The organism is Dyadobacter sp. SG02, from assembly GCF_900109045.1.
Classification (GTDB): Bacteria; Bacteroidota; Bacteroidia; order Cytophagales; family Spirosomataceae; genus Dyadobacter.
Genome location: NZ_FNYL01000002.1, coordinates 424,376 through 445,229, shown reverse-complemented (window position 1 = coordinate 445,229; position 20,854 = coordinate 424,376). Strand labels below are relative to the sequence as shown.

13 protein-coding genes are annotated in these 20,854 nt (G+C 54.1%); 3 read left to right on the top strand and 10 right to left on the bottom strand.

The window, feature by feature from the left end; all coding sequences use genetic code 11:
- Positions 1-28: 28 nt before the first annotated feature.
- Complete coding sequence (locus tag BMW93_RS05520; protein WP_090374196.1) at positions 29-331, bottom strand: DUF6705 family protein; 303 nt, start codon at positions 329-331, stop codon at positions 29-31.
- A 99-nt stretch (positions 332-430) separates the two neighbouring features.
- Between BMW93_RS05520 and BMW93_RS05515 the strand changes: the two genes are divergently transcribed.
- Complete coding sequence (locus BMW93_RS05515; protein WP_177194016.1) at positions 431-1,798, top strand: hypothetical protein; 1,368 nt, start codon at positions 431-433, stop codon at positions 1,796-1,798.
- Here BMW93_RS05515 and BMW93_RS05510 read toward each other — a convergent pair.
- The 9 genes from BMW93_RS05510 to BMW93_RS05470 form a co-directional block, all read right to left on the bottom strand.
- The gene (locus BMW93_RS05510) at positions 1,785-3,041 is read right to left on the bottom strand and encodes a sialidase family protein (protein WP_090374194.1); all 1,257 of its coding nucleotides are present in this window, start codon (positions 3,039-3,041) and stop codon (positions 1,785-1,787) included. The genes BMW93_RS05515 and BMW93_RS05510 overlap by 14 nt on opposite strands.
- Before the next feature lie 93 nt (positions 3,042-3,134).
- On the bottom strand, positions 3,135-4,859 hold the full coding sequence (gene ggt, locus BMW93_RS05505) for a gamma-glutamyltransferase (protein WP_218147675.1): 1,725 nt from the start codon (positions 4,857-4,859) through the stop codon (positions 3,135-3,137).
- Between the two features lie 33 nt (positions 4,860-4,892).
- A complete protein-coding gene (locus BMW93_RS05500) occupies positions 4,893-5,825 on the bottom strand; it encodes a sugar phosphate isomerase/epimerase (protein WP_090374193.1) in 933 nt (310 codons plus the stop codon).
- An 8-nt stretch (positions 5,826-5,833) separates the two neighbouring features.
- Positions 5,834-7,231 (bottom strand): Gfo/Idh/MocA family protein, encoded by a 1,398-nt coding sequence (locus BMW93_RS05495; RefSeq protein ID WP_090374192.1) that lies wholly within the window; start codon positions 7,229-7,231, stop codon positions 5,834-5,836.
- A gap of 56 nt (positions 7,232-7,287) precedes the next feature.
- Positions 7,288-8,952 (bottom strand): RagB/SusD family nutrient uptake outer membrane protein, encoded by a 1,665-nt coding sequence (locus tag BMW93_RS05490; RefSeq protein ID WP_090374191.1) that lies wholly within the window; start codon positions 8,950-8,952, stop codon positions 7,288-7,290.
- An 11-nt stretch (positions 8,953-8,963) separates the two neighbouring features.
- On the bottom strand, positions 8,964-12,506 hold the full coding sequence (locus BMW93_RS05485) for a TonB-dependent receptor (RefSeq protein ID WP_090374190.1): 3,543 nt from the start codon (positions 12,504-12,506) through the stop codon (positions 8,964-8,966).
- A gap of 144 nt (positions 12,507-12,650) precedes the next feature.
- Entirely contained in the window at positions 12,651-13,652 is a 1,002-nt protein-coding gene (locus BMW93_RS05480; protein ID WP_090374189.1) for a FecR family protein, read from the bottom strand.
- 10 nt (positions 13,653-13,662) lie between these two features.
- Positions 13,663-14,223, bottom strand: a complete 561-nt coding sequence (locus BMW93_RS05475; protein WP_177194015.1) for an RNA polymerase sigma-70 factor — start codon at positions 14,221-14,223, stop codon at positions 13,663-13,665.
- A 227-nt stretch (positions 14,224-14,450) separates the two neighbouring features.
- The gene (locus BMW93_RS05470) at positions 14,451-17,474 is read right to left on the bottom strand and encodes a T9SS type A sorting domain-containing protein (protein WP_090374188.1); all 3,024 of its coding nucleotides are present in this window, start codon (positions 17,472-17,474) and stop codon (positions 14,451-14,453) included.
- Positions 17,475-17,687: 213 nt separating this feature from the next.
- Between BMW93_RS05470 and BMW93_RS05465 the strand changes: the two genes are divergently transcribed.
- Both BMW93_RS05465 and BMW93_RS05460 read left to right on the top strand, forming a co-directional pair.
- Positions 17,688-18,686 (top strand): aldose epimerase family protein, encoded by a 999-nt coding sequence (locus BMW93_RS05465; RefSeq protein WP_090374187.1) that lies wholly within the window; start codon positions 17,688-17,690, stop codon positions 18,684-18,686.
- 50 nt (positions 18,687-18,736) lie between these two features.
- Positions 18,737-20,698, top strand: coding sequence for a glycoside hydrolase family 97 protein (locus BMW93_RS05460; RefSeq protein ID WP_090374186.1), 1,962 nt, complete (start codon positions 18,737-18,739; stop codon positions 20,696-20,698).
- The last annotated feature ends 156 nt before the right edge of the window (positions 20,699-20,854 follow it).

Genomic DNA, 20,854 nt, shown 5'->3' with positions numbered 1-20,854 from the left:
GCGTTATGGCCGGCAAACCTGTTAGTACTTATTGCTTTGAACGCTTGTCGGCATAACCGGTCCGGACGAAGTCGTAAGAACTTTCAACCACCTGCCCATTCCTGACATATTTGTGAAAACCAATCAACACATCCGACCTGATATCCTTCATCAACTCCACATTCTCCTTCTTCAAATGAATCATCACAGTATCCGACCCTTTCGACCAGACGTAGGTTCCTTCAAACCTTCCAAGGCTTGCATTCTTGATGTTGTCACCTTTGTTGACCTGCGCGCTTGCGCCGAAGTTTGCAATAAGCAGCAGAAACGATATGAAATAGGTTGCTTTCATTTGTTATCCCTCGCCGAAAATAATTAAGAACCTTCCAACAACATGTAAATATTCCTCATGGTTACTTTTAAAGACAGCTAACTTATTCATTTCCTAACGATGAAGCCCACAATTTTATCAGTACTGTTTCTTTTGACCTGGATGCAGATAGCTGGACAGGATTTAAAACCGGGGCCTGTTACTAAAATGCTCAATCCGCGTTTGGTGATTCACCCCGGTTACCTCGGCGGTATCCAATGGCAGAAGCATACTGTTACATTCGACCGGGCCTATTATGTTTTTGACGACGCCAACCGGGTTTTCTCCTATGAGGAGGTACTGGCACTGAAAAAACAGGACTATGTAAATACCAACAATAAATCGGATGATTTTGAATGGAGAACGAGTCTGTCAATTGTAAAAAGGCAACCCGGTCGAAACGCCCCCTATCTCCTTACTCCGCATCATTTTGACACCTTCCCTGCCGTTATTTCTTTGTGGAATTGCGAAATACCTGCCACATATTCCATTAAAATACAGCGATATGTGGACGAACAACCGGCAGGGGACACATTGCTGACGCAGGGGCTAAAAATCTTTTCGATAGCCCGTGATATTCCGTCCCTCAACGGAAAAAACATCAACTTCAAAGCGATCAGATATGACGTGAATCGAGGTGCCCAACTTTACAAAAGCGACCTTCTGACATTGAAGAGGGCATTCACCAATACCGTTATGGTCACACAATATGACACGAGTTTTTTAAAAGCCTGCGACGACATAGGCATGTATGTGATACTTAAACTGGAAACGGGCGTCGCTGCGCGGTATAAGGATTGGAAATCCATTTCAGATTCTTTTCAAAGACTCGAATATTTTAATATGCAAACTTTCAATGGCCAAGGCACTGGCAATCCATTTCGTTTCGGTAGCCTGTTATGTGTTGTAGCTGATTCGAAGGACGATATACTATTAAAAGAATTAAATTCTCTATTAAGCTTCTACAATAGAAACGAAAAAAATGTATTCAAGGCCAGCGATAAGTTATTTGCCGAACTAGCATCCAAAAGCCCGGCGCTCGACGCCGTGAGTTCTTCCGAAGCAGAAGCCAAAATAATCTCGTTCATCAAATCGAAATACATTCCTGTCAATGCATATCCCATTGACCTGAGTAAAGGGACTATCCGAATCCATAACAAATTCGATTTCACCGATTTATCAGGTACCGAATACCATTGGATTTTAAACCGTGGCGAAAACAAACTCGACGAAGGAAAGGGGATTATTGATAAGCTCGGTGCTCAATCGGAAACCGATATTAAAATCTTCGAAAACATTAAGTCCTTCGAAAGCAATCATACCTATTCCCTGAAAATAACACTTAAACAGGCCATGCAGATTTATTCGGCCAAAGAGGACATTGAATTGAGTCCAATCAAATTCGCCGTTCAGGCACTGCCCGAGCAAACGGAAATCATTTCCCCATAAACTTCCCCATATTCACCCTCTGAAAATAGACCCGCTCCTTATCCTCCGCCGTCCTGCTGCCTGAGTACGCGATGAGCAGCTCGTCGTTAACCAGTTTGACGACCGGAAAGGTCGCAAATCCTGCATTGGATGCTAAATGCGCGGTTTTGAGTTTCTCTCCTTTGGGGGACCGCACTTCCAGGCCGATCAGGCTGCCGTTTTCGGTGTGCTCGTCCCATACGATCGCCTGGTTGCCGTTTTTCAAAAGCTGAATTTGCGGGTGCTTGCCAGCGGTACTGTTGCCAACGGCGTTTCTAGGGGAAAAAGTTTTGCCGTTATCGGTGGAAGACGCGAAGAATACGCCCCTGCCGGTACCCATCGTGTACCAGACGAACGACAATGCCGAGTCCGTCTGCGTGATGGCGGGGCCGGTGTGCGGGCAGGCGGCGATTACCCAGTTGTCCGGGCTGATACGTGCGGGTGCCGAAAAGCTCTTGCCATTGTCCAACGACGCGATATGCACCATGTCGCGGATGGAGTCGTTCAGGATTTTGCGGTATGCGACGTGCAGGCCGCCGGTTTTGTCGACAAACAGGTCGGTGCGGCAGCATTGGCACACGGTTTCGTCGATGGCCTTTTCGCCTTCGAAGGTATTGTTTTGACCAAAAGTGGCAAAGTACAGCGACGAGCCTTCGTGCTTCGTATTCTTCCGGCTGTCGAGCCAAACGGCACCTACCGTTCCGTCTGGCAGTATTTCGAGATCAAAATAGCGCTGGTCGATGCTGTTTTCGGCGGGACTGATGGCTACCGGTTTGGTCCAGGTAATCCCGCCGTCGGCCGATGAACTATAAATCACGAGGCCTGAATATTTATTTTGCGGGTTCGGATTAGCCACGCCCCAGGCTGCAATGATTCTGCCGTTTGGGGTCCGGCCATCCGGGGTCCGGCCACCCGGGACGAGGATCACTTTCGAGAGGTTCTCGCCGTGCGGTTTCACTTTTTCACTGCCCGGCACGGTAATGGTTTTTCCAAAATTGTTTCCGTCGGACAGTTTGAAACACAATACCGCCTCCGAATCCGACAAGATGCGCACCCAACTGAAAACCGCTGCCGTATCGCCGCTTGTAAACAAATGGGGACAGGCACCTGTAAATGTGCCATCTATGGCGCTCTCAGCTTCCGGGGACGCTTTCTTGTCCGATTTTTTCTCGGTGGCGCACGCTACCACGCAGGCAAGGGCGATGTAATAAATGATATGCTTCATCCGGGTGTTATATTGGCTTCGCAGGCGATACCTGCATTAAGCTGTGCAACCGGCGAAGCTGGCAAGTAGTTCCAAAAAACCGCTTCCCGGTCGTCAATATCCCGCAGCCTGTCCGTCTTTCCGCATTTCCGACGCGCCCTGATAGACTTTTTCCTGCTGATCGACCAGGATCGCCTGATAGCCGCCGAAGAAATCCTTCTCTGCAAACTGGTGCCCTTTCCGCTGCAATGCCTCGCGTACAGGCGCGGGAATGCCGCTTTCGAGCGCTACTTTACCCCCATCCGACATCACGGTACCAATGGGTTCACTACTGCCCGAATGCGCAAAACGGGCCGCGTCGCCCGCCTCCTGCACATTCATACCAAAATCGATGATGTTGCAAAGTATCTGCAAATGCCCCTGCGGCTGCATGGCGCCACCCATCACGCCGAAGCTGAGAAACGGCTTGCCGTCTTTGAGCACAAATGCCGGAATAATGGTATTGAACGGTCGCTTCCCGGGCGCATACACGTTGGCGTGTCCGGGTGTGAGGTTGAAGCCGCTGCCGCGGTTGTGAAATACGAAACCCAGTCCGTCCGGCACCATACCGCTACCGAATTCGAGCATATTGCTCTGGATGAGCGATACCATATTACCCTCGGCATCGGCCACGGTAAGGTATATCGTATCGCCGTCTTTCAGCACCGACTGGCTCGCATCGAATTTCACCGAGGCTTTGTCCGGGTTGATCAACGCCCGGCGCTCGGCGGCGTATTTTTCGGATAGCAATGCCTGCACGGGGATTTTGGCAAAATCAGGGTCGGCATAATAACGGGCTCGGTCCTCGAATGCGAGTTTTTTGGCTTCGATCAACAAATGCAGGTATTCTACGCTGTTATGGCCGAGCTTTTTCAAATCATAAGGTTTGAGGATATTCAGCATTTGCAGTACCGAAATACCCTGGCCGTTGGGCGGCAGCTCGTACACGTCGTAGCCCCGGTAATTCACCGATATCGGCTCCACCCAGGTGCTTTTGGTAGCGGCAAGATCTTCTTTTCGGATCAACATGCCCGTTTTGCGGGCATACGCGTCGATCCTGTCTGCGATTTCGCCTTTATAGAACACATCCCTGCCCTGTTTTGCGATCTTCTCGTACGTAGCAGCCAGGTCCGGGTTTTTGAAAACCTGCCCGTAACGCGGCGCGGCACCGTTGATGAGGAATGTTTTGCCAAAATTTTCAAACTCTGTAATATCCTTCTGGTCTTTCAGGCGCTTGTGCGCGACATCCCACGAGTACGCGATCACTTCGGGTACGGGCGCGCCCTCCCGTGCGAATGCGATGGCAGGTGCGAGGACATCGGTCATTTTCAGCTTTCCAAAGCGCTGGTGCAATGCAAACCAGCCATCCACGGCCCCGGGCACTGAAATTGATAGCGGCCCATAGAGTGGAATCTGGGGCCTGTCGCCCAATGCGGATTTCAGCTTTTCATAGGAAGTACCATTGGCGGAACGTCCGCTCGCATTGAGCCCGTAAAGCTTTTTGTCCTTCGCTGACCACACAATGGCAAACAAATCGCCGCCGATGCCGCAGTTGTTGGGCTCTATCACGCCCAGGGCTGCATTGGCCGCAATGGCCGCGTCCATGGCTGTGCCGCCTTTTTTGAGAATATCCAGGCCCGCCTGCGTGGCGAGCGGGTGGCTCGTAGCGACCATGCCGTGCATCGCCAGCACCGGACTGCGCGATTCGAAATTAGAGCCGCTGATACGGTCGCCACGACCCGACTGCGCCGTTGCATTCGTCAAAAAGACAACCTGGGACGCCAACAGCGCCCAGATCATCCGGAAATTCATTTTAATCATTGGAAGTAAAATTCAGGCGATTTCGGCGCCGATTCGTTGCAGTAAAAGTTTGGTGGCGCGAATGCCGTCGTCCTCGCTCATGCGCGTGCCGGAATATTCGATACCCGCGTAGCCCTGGAATGCCTTCGTTTTGGTTTTCTTCGCGATAGTGAGCAGACGGCGGAAATCGATCGTCGTTTCGTTGCCGCTGGCATCGAAATCGCGCGATTTGGCACTCAGGCCTTTCGCGAAGGGCATCATTTCTTCGGTACCCTGGTAGCGGTCGTACGATTTGGCACAACCATTCTGGGCGCGTTCGAGGCAGAAATTATCGAAATCGGGCAAAGTACCGCAGTACGGGTTATTGATTTTCGTGATCACCCCGGCCAGCCATTTCGCATCGGACGAAAAACCGCCGTGGTTTTCCACCAGCACGCCAATGCCGGCCTTCTTACCATATTCCGACAATGCACCGAGCCCGTCGATCGACGCCAAGGCCATGTCTTCCGCGCTACCGGTGCCGCGCAGGTTCACGCGGATGGAATGGCAACCGAGGAATTTGGCAGCGTCCACCCATTGGTAATGGTTCTCCACAGCCGTTTTACGTTTGGCCGCATCGGGATCGGCCAGCGGCCCGGCCGTATCGATCATAATGAGCACATTACGCACGCCCAGATCCGCGGTACGCTGTTTTAGTTCGGAAAGGTAGGTCTGGTCTTTGGCCTTATCGCGAAAGAACTGATCTACGTATTCGACGGCACTGATACCGAAGTCGTTTTTGGCCTTGGCCGGAAAATCCATATTCACCAGCTTGCCCTCCTGCAAAGTCCGGTGCAGCGACCATTCGGCCAGCGAGATTTCAAAAAAAGGCTTTTTGGCTGCACCGAAGGCATCAGGCAACTGTCCGGACCACGCCGCAGCTCCCGCGGCCAGTCCGGAATATTTCAGAAAAGAACGTCTGTCCATGGTGCCGGTCAGGATACTTTCCCGAGTTTCATCGTTTCAGGGTCCCAATTCACCACGGTACTTTCGAAATAGCTCTTGTTGGAAAGCAATGCCGGGCCCGCGGCACGCAAACCGAACACCGCATCTTCCAGCACTTTCTTGTTGTTACGCATTGCATCGAAGAAAATCGAGAAGTGGTCCAGCCGGTCGTCGTAGCCTTGCGGGGCTTTGTATTCCTGCACATCGGGCTCGGACATTTCCGGGCGCGACGGGTATTTCTCATTATATTCTACCAAAAACTTGTCCTGCAATGCTTTCGGGAAAGTATCGATCGTGTACCCCGGCGCGGCAGCCATTTTCTTCCGCTTCACCGTCACGGTGTTGCCCGACAGCGTGATCTGCCCGTCGGTACCCACAAACCGGAAACCCGAGCCACCGCCCGAGCCGTCGGCGAAGTTCACGCGCAGGGTGAGGTTGAATGCCGGATGCGAAGCCGTTTTGGGATAATCATAAATACCTACCATTACATCTGGCACATCGCGACCGTCTTTCCAGTAGCGCAGGCCGCCGCTGGTCATAATGCGGGTCGGACCTTTGGAATCGAGGATGTAATGCATGCCCGAGAACAAATGCACGAACAAATCACCTGCCACCCCGGTACCGTAGTCCTGGTAATTGCGCCATCTGAAAAAACGCAGCGGATCGTAGGCGATCTTGGGCGCCTTATCGCTCAGGAAGCGGTTCCAATCCACGGTCTGCGGCGAAGCGTCGGGCGGAAGGGAGTATTGCCACGCACCCTGTGCCGAATGGCGGTCGTAATACACTTCCACGAAATTAAGCTCGCCGATCGCGCCCGATTTGTACAGTTCCTTGGCTTTGGCATAAATAATGGAGCTCACGCGCTGGCTGCCTACCTGAAACACCTTTCCTGAATCGGAAGCGGCTTTAATCATGTCATAACCCTGCTCGATCTTGTGCACCATCGGTTTCTCGCAGTAAACGGCCTTTCCGGCCTTCAAAGCCTGGATACCGATCTGCGAATGCAAATGGTCGGGCGTGGCGAGGATGATCGCGTCGATGTCCTTGCGGCTCAGGATCTCGTTGTAGTCGCGGGTCGTCTGGATATCGTTGCCGAAGAGCTCCTTGGCGCGCACAAGGTGACCATCGTACAGGTCGGCGACGGCCATGAGCTTCACACCGGGCACTTTCAATGCGGTACGGGTGTCGCCGATACCCATGATACCCGTGCCGATACAGGCGATCTGGATATTGTCGTTGGCGGCGAACCTCGGCTTTTCCCACGGGAGCTCGCGCGAGTAAATGCGCTCGCCTGCGAACAGGGGCCCGGACGAGGCGGCCGTGAGTAGCGCGCTACCGGTAAATTTCTTGATAAAGTCCCTCCGGTTGTTGTCGTTGTTGTTAGGCATATTGCTGAATATTGGCGTTTAGGAAATCAGTTACAAATTGGTGAGCATACGGCAATTTACAATGGATTCTGTTTCAAAATATCTGCTCCCATGATATCGATCTGCGTCTGCGGGATCGGGTAGTACTCGTCTTTACCCGCCTCGAACACAGCTCCGTTCAGGAAAGTACGTTTCAGCTTCTCCTTTTCGAGGTATTTGTTGAGCACCTCCGCGGCAACGCCCCAGCGCACGAGGTCGAAAAAGCGGTGCCCTTCCATAGCCAGTTCCAGCCTTCTTTCAAACCTCACGGCCTTCCGGGCAAAGTCCTTGTTCGGGAATGAGGCATATTCTTTGACCAGATAATTGGCGGCCGGCTTGCCGTCGGCGGTCGTCACCACACAGCCCGCGGCGCGGCGGCGGATGCTGTTGACGATATTCAATGCCATAGCCAGATCGCCTTCTTCCACGGCGATCTCCGCACGGAACAGCAGCACGTCCGGGAAACGCACGGCCCGGTAGTTGTTCGCATTCGAACGGGCCACGGTTTCGGCGCTGTTCTCCCCTTTATAATAGAGGTTTTTCAGGTTGGTATAAGGCCCTGAAAAGTTCTGGTCGCGGATCCACGCGCGGCCGGGGTGCGTGCCCCAGTTCAGGAACGGGATTCCGCGGCGGCCCACGGTCCAGTCCAGGCGCGGGTCGAGTGTGCCCGTGTAGGGCGTGAACGGGTCGGTCGAAGCCAGGCCCTGGTCGCTTTTTACATCCTCGTCGTTGAAGGTATCGAGCAAAGGCAGGCCGTTCGCATCGGTTTTGAATGCATTGACCAGGTTCTGCGAAGGCTGGAAGAAACCGCAGCAGCCACCCGGACCGCCGCCGTACGGGTAGTTGTAGTTATCGCCCCGGTCGCCGTTCTGGCCCGCGCCGCCGTCGCCAACCGAATGCTGGACGTCCAGCACCGACTCCACATTGTTTTCGGTGGTGATCTTGAAGTTATCCTCAAAACAATCCATCAGCTTGAAAGGCCCGTTATTGATCACGTCGTCCAGCAGCGGTTTGGCGGCGGTATGATCTTTCTGAAACATATGTACCTTCGCAAGCACTGCCTTGGCCGTCCAGCTGCTCACGCGCCCTTTGGCGTTTTTGGAAGCCGAAAGGTTGTCGGCCGCATATTGGAAATCCGCCTCGATCATCGGCCAGATATCCTTGTCGTTAGGCACGCGGAAGTCGGTCACCGTCTCGTCGATGTAAGGCACCATATTCCACATTTTTTTGGCTTCGAAATGGTACCAGCCGCGCAGGAAACGCGCTTCGGCCGAAACCTGCTTCTTGTCCGCGTCGGTCATGTCCGTGGCGGTCGCCATTTTGATCAGCACGTCGTTCGAGCGCGAAACGCCGTCGTATACGGTGACCCATTTGTGGTTGAAACCGATGATGTCGGGCTGGCTCACGTATCGTTCGATGGAGATAATGGGCGGCTGGTCGCCGACGTCGCTGCCTTTGTAGGCGTCGTCGGAGGTCACGCTGCCATAAATCCAGTTGCTGCCGGCCGAGTACACGTCGTACCCCGCCCCTACGCCGTCGAGCAGGCTGTAAGCGCCAATCAGCAGCGCGTTCACACCGGCTTTATTCGAAAGTGTCGACTGGCCCGCCACACCGATCGGCTGCTTTTCCAGGAAACTGTCTCCGCAGGAGCTTGCGGTCCCCAATGCGAGGATATAAGCGATGGTCAGAATTTTGTTTTTCATATGTCTGATAGCTAGAAGCCTACATTAATACCGATCTGATACATTTTGGAAGAAGGATAAACGCCCTGGTCGACGCCCATTTGCGAGGAAGTGCCGCTGCCGGTCACGCTTACCTCGGGGTCCAGGCCACTGTATTTCGTAATGGTGAAAAGGTTCTGCGCCTGCACGTACACGCGGGCCGATTCGAGCCTGAGACGCGACAATGCTTTGGTGGGCACCGTGTAGCCTATTTGCAGGTTTTTTAATCTCGCATAAGAACCGTTCTCCACGAAATACGACGACGGCTGCTGGCTCAGGTTATCGCTGGCGTCGAGAATGGGAAGCGGCGCATTGGGGTTTTCCGGCGTCCACGAATCGTTGAACATCCGCGTGCTGCGCTTGCCGGCCTGCTGGTTGAAATCCAGCCAGCGGCGCACAATGTTGATCATATCGTTGCCCTGCACACCTTGCAGGAATGCCGACAAATCGAAGTTTTTGTAGCCTAGCCGCAGGTTGATGCCGTAAGTAAAATCCGGGTGCGGGTTACCGATAAAGGTCCGGTCGTTGTCGTTGATCACGTTGTTGCCATCCATATCGCGGTACTTGTATTTTCCCACCGCCGCATAGCCCGGATAGGCGGGGCCATTCTGCACATCGGCCTCGTTTTGATAAATACCGTCGATCATCAATCCATAGAAAGAATACAATGGCATTCCTGTAACCGATCGTGTATAAACGTAGCTCCTTACGGCAGGCCCGAGCAACATGGTGCTGGTGAGGTTGCTAAGCCGCACGACTTTGTTTTTATAGGTAGAAAAATTCAGGTCCACCCCGTAAGTAAAGTCCCCGCTGGCTGAGCGGTCGTTGTAGGAAATGCCGATATCGATCCCCTTGTTGGTCATCGCTCCTACGTTCACAAATGGTGCAATGGCCTCACCTTGCGTAGCTGGAAGCGCTACCTGGTAGAGCATATCCGAGGTTTTGCGGTTATACCAGTCGATATTGAAAGCGAGCTTGCCTTTAAGCACGGTCAGGTCGAGGCCGACGTTGGTTTGCGTGGTGGTTTCCCATTTCGCATTCGGGTTACCGATGGCTTGCGTATCGAAACCCGAGACAACCGAGCCGTTCGTGCCATTGATATCGTAGGAAGAATTGCTAAGGCTGGTCCGGTAGGTATCAAAACCATTGTAGTTTCCGATTTCCTGATTACCGGTTTGCCCCCAGCCGGCGCGGAGTTTCATATCGTCGAGCCAGGTAAGCCCTTTGAGAAACTGCTCCTCCGAAAGCCGCCAACCCGCGCTGAATGCCGGGAAAACGCCATAACGGTTATTCTGCCCGAAGCGTGAAGAGCCGTCGCGACGGACGGTCGCTTCCAGCAGATAGCGCTCGTTGAACGAGTAATTGACCTTCCCGAAAATCGAGAACAGCGCCCATTCATACGCATCTCCCGCGTTTTGCAAATTGGCAGTACCCGAGTTGAGCACCATATACTGCGGGTCTTCCGCAAAATAATTGCTCCGCGACGCCTGGAAGTTCGAACCTTTGGTGTTAATCGCCTCGGTACCGGCCAGGATATTCAGGTTATGCTTGCCGAACGTGTGCATATAATTCAGCGTATTCGACCACGTCCAGCCCGATTCCTTATTGTTTGCATTGGTTAGCGAGTTGGTCGTGAGGCCTTCCTGTTTCTCGGTTTCGATGTAGCCGTATTCGGTACGGTTGGCAGCAGTATAGTCGAATCCGAAACTGGTGCGGGCGGTCAGGCCATTGATGATTTCCAGCTCGGCATAGGCATTGCCGAATGTCCGCAATGTACCGGTGTTGTTATCCTTGGCCCGGTAGAGCTGAGCGAGCGGGTTTTGTGAGGGACCAAAACCCGACGCGATGGTACCCGCCCAGTTTCCCCGGATATCGCGCACCGGGATAATGGAAGGAATGCGGTAGGCATAGCCGATCGGGTTACTGTCGCCGTTATTGCTGGAACTGCTGGCGCCGTTGTTATTGAAATACCCCTTATTCTTGATAAAACTGACTTCCAGGTTCTCACCCATTTTCAGGCGCTTGCCTACATTAAATTCCGTGTTGGCACGCATGGAAAGCCGGTTGAACGACGTGTATTTTACCGTACCATCCTGATTGAAATAATTCATGGAAATGGCATAACGACCCGTTTCGCTGCCTCCCGAGGCACCTACATTGTATTCCTGCAAAGAAGCGGGCGCGAGGATCACGTCGTACCAGTCGGTACCCTGCTTGTTGGCTTTCACGATCTGGTAAAAACCGTCGCGGGAGTAGTTGTAGCGCGCCGGGTCGACGGCCGGGTTGCCTTCCATCAATCCATATTGACTACCTGCGAGCAGGTAATCGGGTAGCACGGCTGTGGGGCCATTGCCGTACTGGATATGCGAAGGATTACCGTTGGTTAGCTGGCCTGCATTGCGGAGCTGCGTCCATTGCAAATCGGCCTGCTGCTGCGGGTCGAGGATCAGGTCGAGCTTGCTTTTCGACGTCTGCATGCCATACCGCATGTTGAAATTGAACCGGGGCTTGCCGATTTTTCCTTTTTTGGTGGTTATGATAATCACCCCGTTCGAAGCGCGCGAACCGTAAATGGAGGCCGAGGAAGCATCTTTCAATATCTGCATCGACTCGATATTGTTCGGGTTGATGTTGTTCAGTCCGCCTTTTGTGGGCACGCCGTCGATAATGTAGAGCGGATCGTTGTTATTCACCGATCCGAAACCGCGGATGCGAACGGTTGCTTCGCCGCCGGGCGTATTGTTGCTGATGACCGTCACGCCGGCAGCGCGTCCTTGCAGCTGCTGGGCCAGGTTGGGCGCAGCCACTTTCGAAAGCTCCTGCGCATCGATCGTCGATACGGCGCCGGTAATGTCCCTTTTCGACTGGGTGGAATAGCCCGTTACTACGAGTTCGCTCAACGTTTTTTCGTCCACAGCCAGTTGCACGTCCAGCGAAGAGCGGGAACCTACCGTCAGCTCCTGACTTTTATAACCCATAAAACTAAAAACCAGCACCGCCTGATCGTCGGGTACCGAGAGCCGGAAGTTCCCGTCGGCATCGGTGGTCGTACCTTGCTGCGTCTGGCGGATCAGGATACTGACCCCCGGCAGACCGCCCCCTTTCTCATCGGTGACTTTCCCGGTGAGCTGGCGGTCTGCCGCAGGCGCGGCTGCGGGTACGAGCAAGCCTTCCAACGGCTTTTTCCGGAGCAAAATGCGCGAATCGATCACCTCGAACTGCACTTGCAGCGGGGTGAGCAGCTCTTCGAGCACTTTGGCGAGCGGGCGGTTAGACAGGTTGAGGGTCACGCGGTGAGAGGAGTTGATCTTGGTGCTGTACACGAACTTCACATCCGCCTGCTTCTCGATCTTCGCCAGCACAGTCCGCAACTCCATGCGCTCGCCGCTAATGCTCACCATGCGGTTGAGCACCTCCTGGGCGCGGCCGTCGTGCGCGGATGCGAGCCCGCAGCACACCACCATCAAAAGCAACTGGGGGATCGTCATTCGCATCGCTTTCCAGAGAATTTTAGGAATCGGTAAGGTTTTTTTCATAGATTTACTTGTTTTTGATTGAGCAAATTGAAAGCACTTCCCTCCCACAGATTGGCGTTTGTAGAGGGATTTCACGAAGCCGGAAATGTCCTACCATTTCCGGCTTTACTTTATTCGGAACATCAGAAATTCAATCCAAAAAACTTAGCAGCCGTCGCCTTCGATGAACACCACCGTCCCACGCTTTTCGTAGGCGGCGTCGATGGACTTGCACACCAGTTCCAGCTGCGTGAACATCGACAGCCCGCTGAGGTCGGCGGTAATGCTGCAATCCTTCAACTTCGGGTTAGCCACCACGAACTCGATCCCGTACACCTGCGTGAGCGCGTCGAGCACGGTTTGCAGCGAAGCCACCTGAAAGTTGAGTGAAACAGGCGCTGCTTTCGCGGATGCGATCGGGACGGGCTGCGGCACGATTCCCGTGATGATGTTGCGCGTCGCCGCGTCGTAGCTTACCTGCTGGTTGGGTGTCAGGATCACTCCGTTGCGTTGCCGGTCACCACCGGTATTCTGGGTGTACACCGACACCTTTCCCGAAGCCACGGCTACTTCCGTGGTGTTGCTGCCCGGGCGCTGACGGATCAGGAAACTTGTCCCGAGCACCTCCGTTACCAGCTCTCCCGCATGGACCACAAACGGTTTGAGCGGGTTCCTTTTGACCTGGAAAAACGCCTCGCCTTGCAGGAACACCTCCCTTCTTTGCCCGTTGAACGACTTCTCATACCGTAGTCGGCTACCGGGTTTTAGGCGCACTAGCGTCCCGTCGCTCAGTTTGATCGGCTGTTCGGACGAAGTAGTATTTGCTACCTCGATGCCCTGGTGCGTCACGGAAGCCACGGTGTCCGCTTGTCCCTTCGCCCCCTCCTTTTCCCCGTGGTACCACCATAATCCCGCCAGCAGGCACGCTGCGGCGGCCATGCCGGGTACAATGGCCCAAAGCCTTTTCACCCGTCCTGCGCGGGGTATTCCGGCCAGTACATTCTTCCACATTCTTTTCCGGATCAGTTTCGCCTCGTACTCGCCCCATTCCGGTTCCGGTTCGGGGCGCTGGCCTTCCATCCATTGTTGCAATAGCCGCTCTTCCTCTAAGGTCGCCTGGCCGTCCAGGTACCGCTTCGAAAGGTCGTTGAATTCTTTTCTGGTCATAGTTTGCTGATTAGTTTTCCGAGTGATAGGCCCGCAGGTTCTCCCTGAGGAACTTGACCGACTTGGTAATGTGGTACTCGACGGCCTTTTCACTCAGGTTCATACCTGTCGCGATTTCGCGCACCGACTGGTTTTCGAACCGGCTGCGCTTGAATACCTCGGCGCTTTTTTCCGGCAACCGGCTCAGTACCTTCTCTACCGCCGCCGACAGTTCCTGGAAGCCGACGATCTCGTCGGTCACATAATGCTGGGAAATCTCACTGAAAACCAGGTACTCCTGGTATTTGCGAAAGCTGAATTTCGATTTGAAGAAGTCGTAGACCTGGTTCTTCACGGCAATGGTGAGGTACAGGTCGAGATTACGGATGGTCACGTGGTCGCGGCGGTTCCAGAGCGCCAGGAAAACCTCCTGCACAATCTCCTCGGCCTCCTGCTGCACGCCGGTGCTGTGGTAGGCCATGGCCAGCAATTTGCGCCAGTACCGCCGGTATATTTCCTCGAACGCGTCGATCTTTCCGTCGCTCAACAGCGCAGTAAGCCGCTCGTCGTTCAATTGCTTTAATCCAATCATTTTATGTCAGGAGTGAGCCTCTTTCTTGTACAGTAGAAGTAGACGCGAAAACCCCTAAACACTCCGTAAAAAAATTTTTCTATTTTAAAAAAAAATGAAATAATCTTTGCCCACATAGGATTTAGCCCACTTCAATAATTTAAAAACAATCATAATACGGAATAAACAAAAACCACCGGGCTTGGGACCCGGTGGCAGTGTGAAGCGTTAAAAATGACCGATAATCGTTATTGTTTCATAAACTCCGCACTTCGCTGCTTACCGGCACCATCGCGGATGGTAAGCACATAAATACCGGAAGGTAGCTTGTCCAACCCCTCGACAATTAAAACCTCATTGTAATTACTGAACGACCGTTCCAATACTACTCTACCCTGCGCGTTGGCAATGGATATTTCCAGGCTGCCTTTCAATCCGTTCGCTTTTACTGTAAGCTCCGATTTCACCGGGTTCGGGTAGAGGATCGCCGCCGCGTCGGTCATTGAAAAGTTCACCGCCGCAATCCGCGAATAGCTTTCGGTACCGTCCAGATCCACCTGGCGCAGGCGGTAGTAATTCACGGAATCCGCTACCGGCGCGAAATCGGGGAATTGGTAGTTTTTGATTTGCTTTGAATCCCCATTTCCTTCCACATGACCGATTGTTCTCCAAACTTTGCCGTTGGTACCGCGTTCGACGACAAATTCCTTGTGGTCCGTTTCGGAGCTGGTCTGCCAGGTGAGCAATACGCCGCTGCCGGCCTTTTCCGCATTGAAATACACCAAACTCACGGGTAGTGCGGAATCCGTCAGTTCGTAAATGGCCACGTCCGCACCGGGGATCGTCGTGGCCAAGGTACCCTGCGCCGTGGTTGCCTGCGTTCTGGCAATGGTCGCGCCGCTGAACAGCTCTTTGACCTGATAAATGGCCGTACTGCTCAGTCCAGCCCTTTCGAGGTCGATATTGAATGCACGCGGCGAGTCGCCGAAGTTGCACACGGCGAGGTAGGTATGCGAGCCGACGGTTTTGACAAACAGGTTATTAGGGTCCCAACCCGTATTTCCCTCCACCGGATGGAACGCCTTGCCGTCCTTCGCCAGATTCATCAGCGCGGTGTTTTGAAGCAATGCCTGCGCACGGGCTTTCCACGCGCCGTCCGACGAGTAATCGTCCCCGACCATGAGCGTACCCGTGATAATGGACGATGCAAGCCGCAACTTGTTCTTGTTCTCCGGTTGCGTCCCGAAAACGACATTATCGCCGTCGATATACTGGTAAATATGCCCCTGCCACCAGCCGTAGTTGGTACTGTTGAGCGTGTACGCCGACTCCCAGGTATCGCTGTACGCGTCGCAGGCGATCCTGCGCATGTGTGCGTAGCGGCCGGTCGCGAGGTTGGGCGAAATGGCTGCGTACACGAGCATGCTGCCGTCGATCTGGTCGATCAAATACTCCATGCCCGATTTGTAGGCCTGCATACCGGTGTACACGCCAGATTGGTAAAAACTGTCGGCTTCGAGCGAAGCGTGGGCGAGAAAGTCGAGCTTGATCATTTCAAATCCGCATTCCTTGAAACGGCCGATCAGGTACGCAATGCGCTCCTTCGTGCCCGGGTGCGTGGGGTCGAGCGCGTAGGCGCCGTCGAGTTCTATCGGCCCGCCGTTCACTTTCGTCCAGGCGTCGGCGTAGTTGTAGGTGGTACCTTCCATCGTACGGCTCCATTTCCCCCAGTCCACAAACGGCGCCCAGTAAATACCGGCTTTGAAGCCTTTGGACTTGCAATAATTGGCGAATTCGGTGAGCTGGCTGAAATCGCCGGTCCACGAGCCGGGTGTCATATTGTCCCAGTACGAATCCAGGTCGATATATAAGGTATTGTCGGCATTGCGGAATGCGGGCAGTCCGGTGGAGAAGTAATCGACCACGGCTTTGCTGTTTTGCAGGTTAATGCCCGTCTGAATGGCGCCCCAGCTGTTCCAGCCGAATGGCGTCCCGCCGGCCCACGGCTCGATGTAGCGTGGCTCGGCGAGGGAATTCACTTTTCCGTATTCGTCCAGGCCTTCGCGCCAGTCGGCGTCGTAGCTGATCATGACGCGCGGCGATGGGCAGCTGGTTCCTCCCACATTCACCCAGCCGTGCCCGCGCTTGTCACGCGTGAGGTTTTCCTGCGTCCAGCCCGCGATCACCGACATAAATGTGCTTCCCGAACGCCCCTCGCCCACCTGGTTCACGCCCGTTTTCCAAACAGAATGCTCTACCGAACCCACGGTAAGCCCTTTGCGGCTGGTATTGTCATAAACAGCGCCCACCTCCGAGCCGGTAAAGGTGGAATAGCGGCTTTCCCTGGCCTCGTAGCGTACCCAGGCGTCATTATCAAATGGCACAAGGAGCTGCCGTTTATCTGTGTTGGATTGTATATCAATAAAATTGGAAGTCAGCGGCGACATCCCATAGCAGTTTGAACCGGCACCATTCAAAACTACCTGTGTAAAAAGGTAATTCCGGGCCGGATAGGTGTAAAAAACCTGCTGCATTTCGAGCTGGCCACCGTTCGACGGACCGCCGTTCGACGGACCGCCGCCGCTCATCGTGATAATGTGCCGGGTACCCGAGCCGAAAGCGTCGTTCACGGGTTCGGAGCTGTACGAGCGCGAGGTATAGCCGTCGGTACTCCGGTAAACCTGGTCGGAACTGGCGGTAGCGAATGCGCCGCCGATGATTTTCTGGTTGTTGAAATAAATATCGTACACGCCGTTCGCGAGGTCGTAGTCCACGCGGCTGTTGTTGCCGAATGCGATGGATTGCACAATGGGTGTGTTGATCGGCGTGAGGGTGATCTTGTCGATATTCGGGCCATAACTCGACGGGTTATCCAGCCGGATCGTATTGCTGCCTGCATTCAATGGTATCATCGCTTTAATGAACGCCGGCGTGGCCCAGCCGCCGGAAGCGGGGCAGGTTACCGCCACCAGACTACCGCCATTGGGCGTGACATTGATCGTCCGCTGATCGCCGGTGCAATAGGTCACCGTCACATTGTAAATACCGGCGGTGGCCACGGAAACCGGTATTTCCACCGCGCCGGTACCGAGCCCGCCCACCATCTGTCCGGCCGAGCAGGAAGCACATCCCTGCAAATCGGCACCGCCGGTGCGCGTGCCCGACTCGGCTTCGTAGGTTTGCGCGAAAGCGTAAGAGCCCCAGGCCAGCATGCCTGCCAACAGCAGGGCGGTCCTGCGGGCTTTCCCATCATTGTAAAAAATCCTGGTCATAATCGGGAATTTAAGTTGAGTGATCAGGGGGTAAAATTAGATGGTCGGCCAGCCGCCGAAAATGGATAAATACTTTAAAAAGATGGATTATTCGACAACAACTCCATGATTTAGTCCATTCAGATACTTCTATAATCCATTTACCACGCTATCGCTTTTAGCTAGTTTTGCCCTTGAAAATGGCTTATTCCATTCCCTTTTCTGCTTCGATACATGACTTTGATTACCTGCACCCCGTGGGGCGAAACCGCAAACGGACCGGCATACCTGTTCCGGCTGACCAACTCTACCGGGGCCTTTGTTGAACTGACCAATTACGGCGCCACGCTGGTGTCCGCCCACGTATCCGACCGCGACGGACGCCTGGGCAATGTCGTATTGGGTTACGGGAGCCTCGAAGGCTATCTCGCCGACCGTAACTATATGGGCGCGACCATCGGCCGGTTTGCCAACCGCATTGCCAACGCCGCTTTCGAACTCGAAGGCACACATTACCCGCTCGAAGCCAACGACGGTGCCAACACCAACCACGGCGGAAGCGACGGATTTCACCGCCAGACATTTCGCCACGAAACCGCGGAGGACGGCATTACCTTTCATTATACCAGTCTTGACGGCGAAGGCGGCTTCCCCGGCACGCTCCAACTCGCCGTGACGTACCAATGGACAGACGACAACGCCTTGCTGATCCGCTACCAGGCCACCACCGATCAGCCGACCATCGCCAATTTCACGAACCACGCCTATTTCAATCTTTCAGACCAAAAAAGCCTGATCGACGATCACGAGCTGCGCATTTGTGCGAGCCATATCGTGGAAGCCGATCCCGATCACATTCCGACCGGCCGGATAATACCCGCCGGTGCATTGATTTTCGATGGAATTAATGTTGGCAAACAAATAAGGGAGGAAAACGGCAGTCGCACCGGACTGAACATTTGCTATGTTTTGGAACAACAAAGCACAGCCCTGCACCAGGCCTGCCAGCTCACCGACCCCAAAACCGGCCGGAGCCTTGCGATGCGCACTTCTTACCCCGGCATGCTGCTCTACACCGGCGACTACATTAGCGGAGATACCCACCAACCGTTCGAAGGCCTTTGCCTCGAATGTCAGTTTTTCCCCGACAGCCCCAACCACCCCACATTCCCGGACACCACATTACGGCCCGGCGAGGCGTACGACCATACCATTCAGTTCCAATTCAGCTAAACCCGATCGCACCGCTCCTTTTTCCCAACATTTAACTAAACCCCATTACCATGCGAACCCGCATTATACTCCCCGTCCTGCTCCTGTTTGCGGTGCAGGCCTGGTCACAGTCCGCCAAATTCGGCCTGGAATCGCCCAATAAGGCATTAAAAATCGATATTACCGTTCAGGATAGCATCACTTACGCGCTCACGCTTGGCGGCAAGCCTGTGTTACTACCGTCCGCTATCGCTATGGATTTTGGAGGCGTGAAGGCCGGCAAAAACGCCGTTGTCGGCAAGACGGTTAAAGACAATGTCCGTGGCGAGATCACACCGCCTTACGGGCAGTCGGCAAAGCTGCGGAACGATTATAACGAGCTGAAAATTGATTTTAAAAACCTGTATTCCGTCATTTTCCGGGCTTACGACGAGGGCATTGCCTACCGTTTCTCGACCGATTTTCCGGCACCTGCAAAAGTCGTTTCGGAACAGGCTACGTTCCGCCTCGCAGGCGACCCCGAGGTTGTATTCCCCGAATCGGATGTGTTTACTTCCTGGGAAGTGCCTTATGTGAAGTACAAAAGCCTGTCTGCCATTGCGGAGGGCAAGAAGGCCATTTCGCCGGCATTGTTCGGTCAGGCCACAGGTGCTAAAATCGTCATCGCCGAATCCGACCTCCTGGATTATCCGGGTATGTACTTGCAAAAACACGAGGGCACCATCCGCGGAACGTGGGCGCCGTACCCGGCCAAAACGGAACTGGGTAGCTGGGGGAATTTTGTTTCGGTGGTAAAAGAACGAAAAGATTACCTGGCCGAAACCGCTGGCAAACGCGATTACCCGTGGCGCATTGTCATCGCCGCACAGCAGGAAAAGGATCTGCTGGCCAACCAGCTGGTTTACAAGCTCGCTACGCCGAGCGCTATCCAGGATGTTTCGTGGATCAAACCCGGCAAGGCCGCCTGGGAATGGTGGCACGATGCGATGCTGCCGGGCTCCGACACCCCGTCGGGCATGAAGAACCGCGGCACGGCATTGTATAAACGTTACATTGATTTCGCCGCCGACAGCCATTTGGAATACCTGATGATCGACGCCGGCTGGTCGGATGTATATGACTTAAAAAAGGTGAAGCCCGAAACCGACGTCCGCGAACTCGTGCGTTACGCGAAGGCGAAAAATGTGAATGTGTTCCTCTGGTGCGTAGCCACTACCCTGCTCAACGACCTCGAAGGTAACCTGGACTTCATCCGTTCCACCGGCGCGGCGGGCATTAAAGTCGATTTCTTCGACCGCGACGACCAGCCGGCCATTCAGTGGTTTGAGAAAATTGCGAAAGCCGCTGCCGACCGACAACTGATGATCGATTTCCACGGCTGTTCCAAGCCCACCGGATTGGAAAGAAAATATCCGAATATCGTCAATTACGAAGCCGTCCGGGGCGCCGAATGCTCCAAATGGGACCTTACCGCCAACCCGGACCAGCATTTACTGACGCCCTTCATACGCATGGTCGCAGGCCCGCTCGACTATACGCCCGGCTCCATGCGCAACGCCACGCGCGAGACATTTAAACCCGTGGACCCGGGCCTGCCCTCCACACAAGGTACCCGCTGCCATGAGCTGGCCATGTTCGTGATCTTCAACCAGCCGCTGGCGATGCTTTGCGATTCCCCCATGGAGTACGTCAAACATCCCGATATTATGCAGTTCCTCTCCGCCGTACCCACCGCATTCGACGAAACCAGGGTGCTCGACGGCAAGGTGGGCGAGTATGCCGTGATGGCGAAAAGGAAGGCGGATAGTTGGTACATCGGCGCGATGACCAACTGGGACGCACACACCGTGGAGCTGGACTTTTCTTTTCTTCCCGACCGGAAAACTTACGAGGTAAGCCTTTACACCGACGCCGGAGACGCCGGAACGGATGCTTCGCATTACACCTTCAAAACCATACAGGTTACCCGGAAAACACGCCTGAAATTGCCCCTGGCAAAGGGCGGCGGAGCCGTGGCGATGATCCGTCCGTAAGCCCCGCGCTTAACACGGGGATAACGTAATATAATCCATCTTGTTCATAAAATTGACCATTTAAGGGGGCTCATTTTATTCCGACCTTGCACAAGGTTTAATCACAATTATTAACGGAATAAAACAAAATCTACTCATGCGTAACCCGCGGCTCCC

Coding starts and splice junctions, on each gene's coding strand:
- BMW93_RS05465 (WP_090374187.1), top strand. CDS start 17,688: ATGACTTTGATTACCTGCACCCCGTGGGGCGAAACCGCAAACGGACCG.
- ggt (WP_218147675.1), bottom strand. CDS start 4,859: ATGATCTGGGCGCTGTTGGCGTCCCAGGTTGTCTTTTTGACGAATGCA.
- BMW93_RS05475 (WP_177194015.1), bottom strand. CDS start 14,223: ATGATTGGATTAAAGCAATTGAACGACGAGCGGCTTACTGCGCTGTTG.
- BMW93_RS05495 (WP_090374192.1), bottom strand. CDS start 7,231: ATGCCTAACAACAACGACAACAACCGGAGGGACTTTATCAAGAAATTT.
- BMW93_RS05510 (WP_090374194.1), bottom strand. CDS start 3,041: ATGAAGCATATCATTTATTACATCGCCCTTGCCTGCGTGGTAGCGTGC.
- BMW93_RS05490 (WP_090374191.1), bottom strand. CDS start 8,952: ATGAAAAACAAAATTCTGACCATCGCTTATATCCTCGCATTGGGGACC.
- BMW93_RS05470 (WP_090374188.1), bottom strand. CDS start 17,474: ATGACCAGGATTTTTTACAATGATGGGAAAGCCCGCAGGACCGCCCTG.
- BMW93_RS05460 (WP_090374186.1), top strand. CDS start 18,737: ATGCGAACCCGCATTATACTCCCCGTCCTGCTCCTGTTTGCGGTGCAG.
- BMW93_RS05515 (WP_177194016.1), top strand. CDS start 431: ATGAAGCCCACAATTTTATCAGTACTGTTTCTTTTGACCTGGATGCAG.
- BMW93_RS05485 (WP_090374190.1), bottom strand. CDS start 12,506: ATGAAAAAAACCTTACCGATTCCTAAAATTCTCTGGAAAGCGATGCGA.
- BMW93_RS05480 (WP_090374189.1), bottom strand. CDS start 13,652: ATGACCAGAAAAGAATTCAACGACCTTTCGAAGCGGTACCTGGACGGC.
- BMW93_RS05500 (WP_090374193.1), bottom strand. CDS start 5,825: ATGGACAGACGTTCTTTTCTGAAATATTCCGGACTGGCCGCGGGAGCT.
- BMW93_RS05520 (WP_090374196.1), bottom strand. CDS start 331: ATGAAAGCAACCTATTTCATATCGTTTCTGCTGCTTATTGCAAACTTC.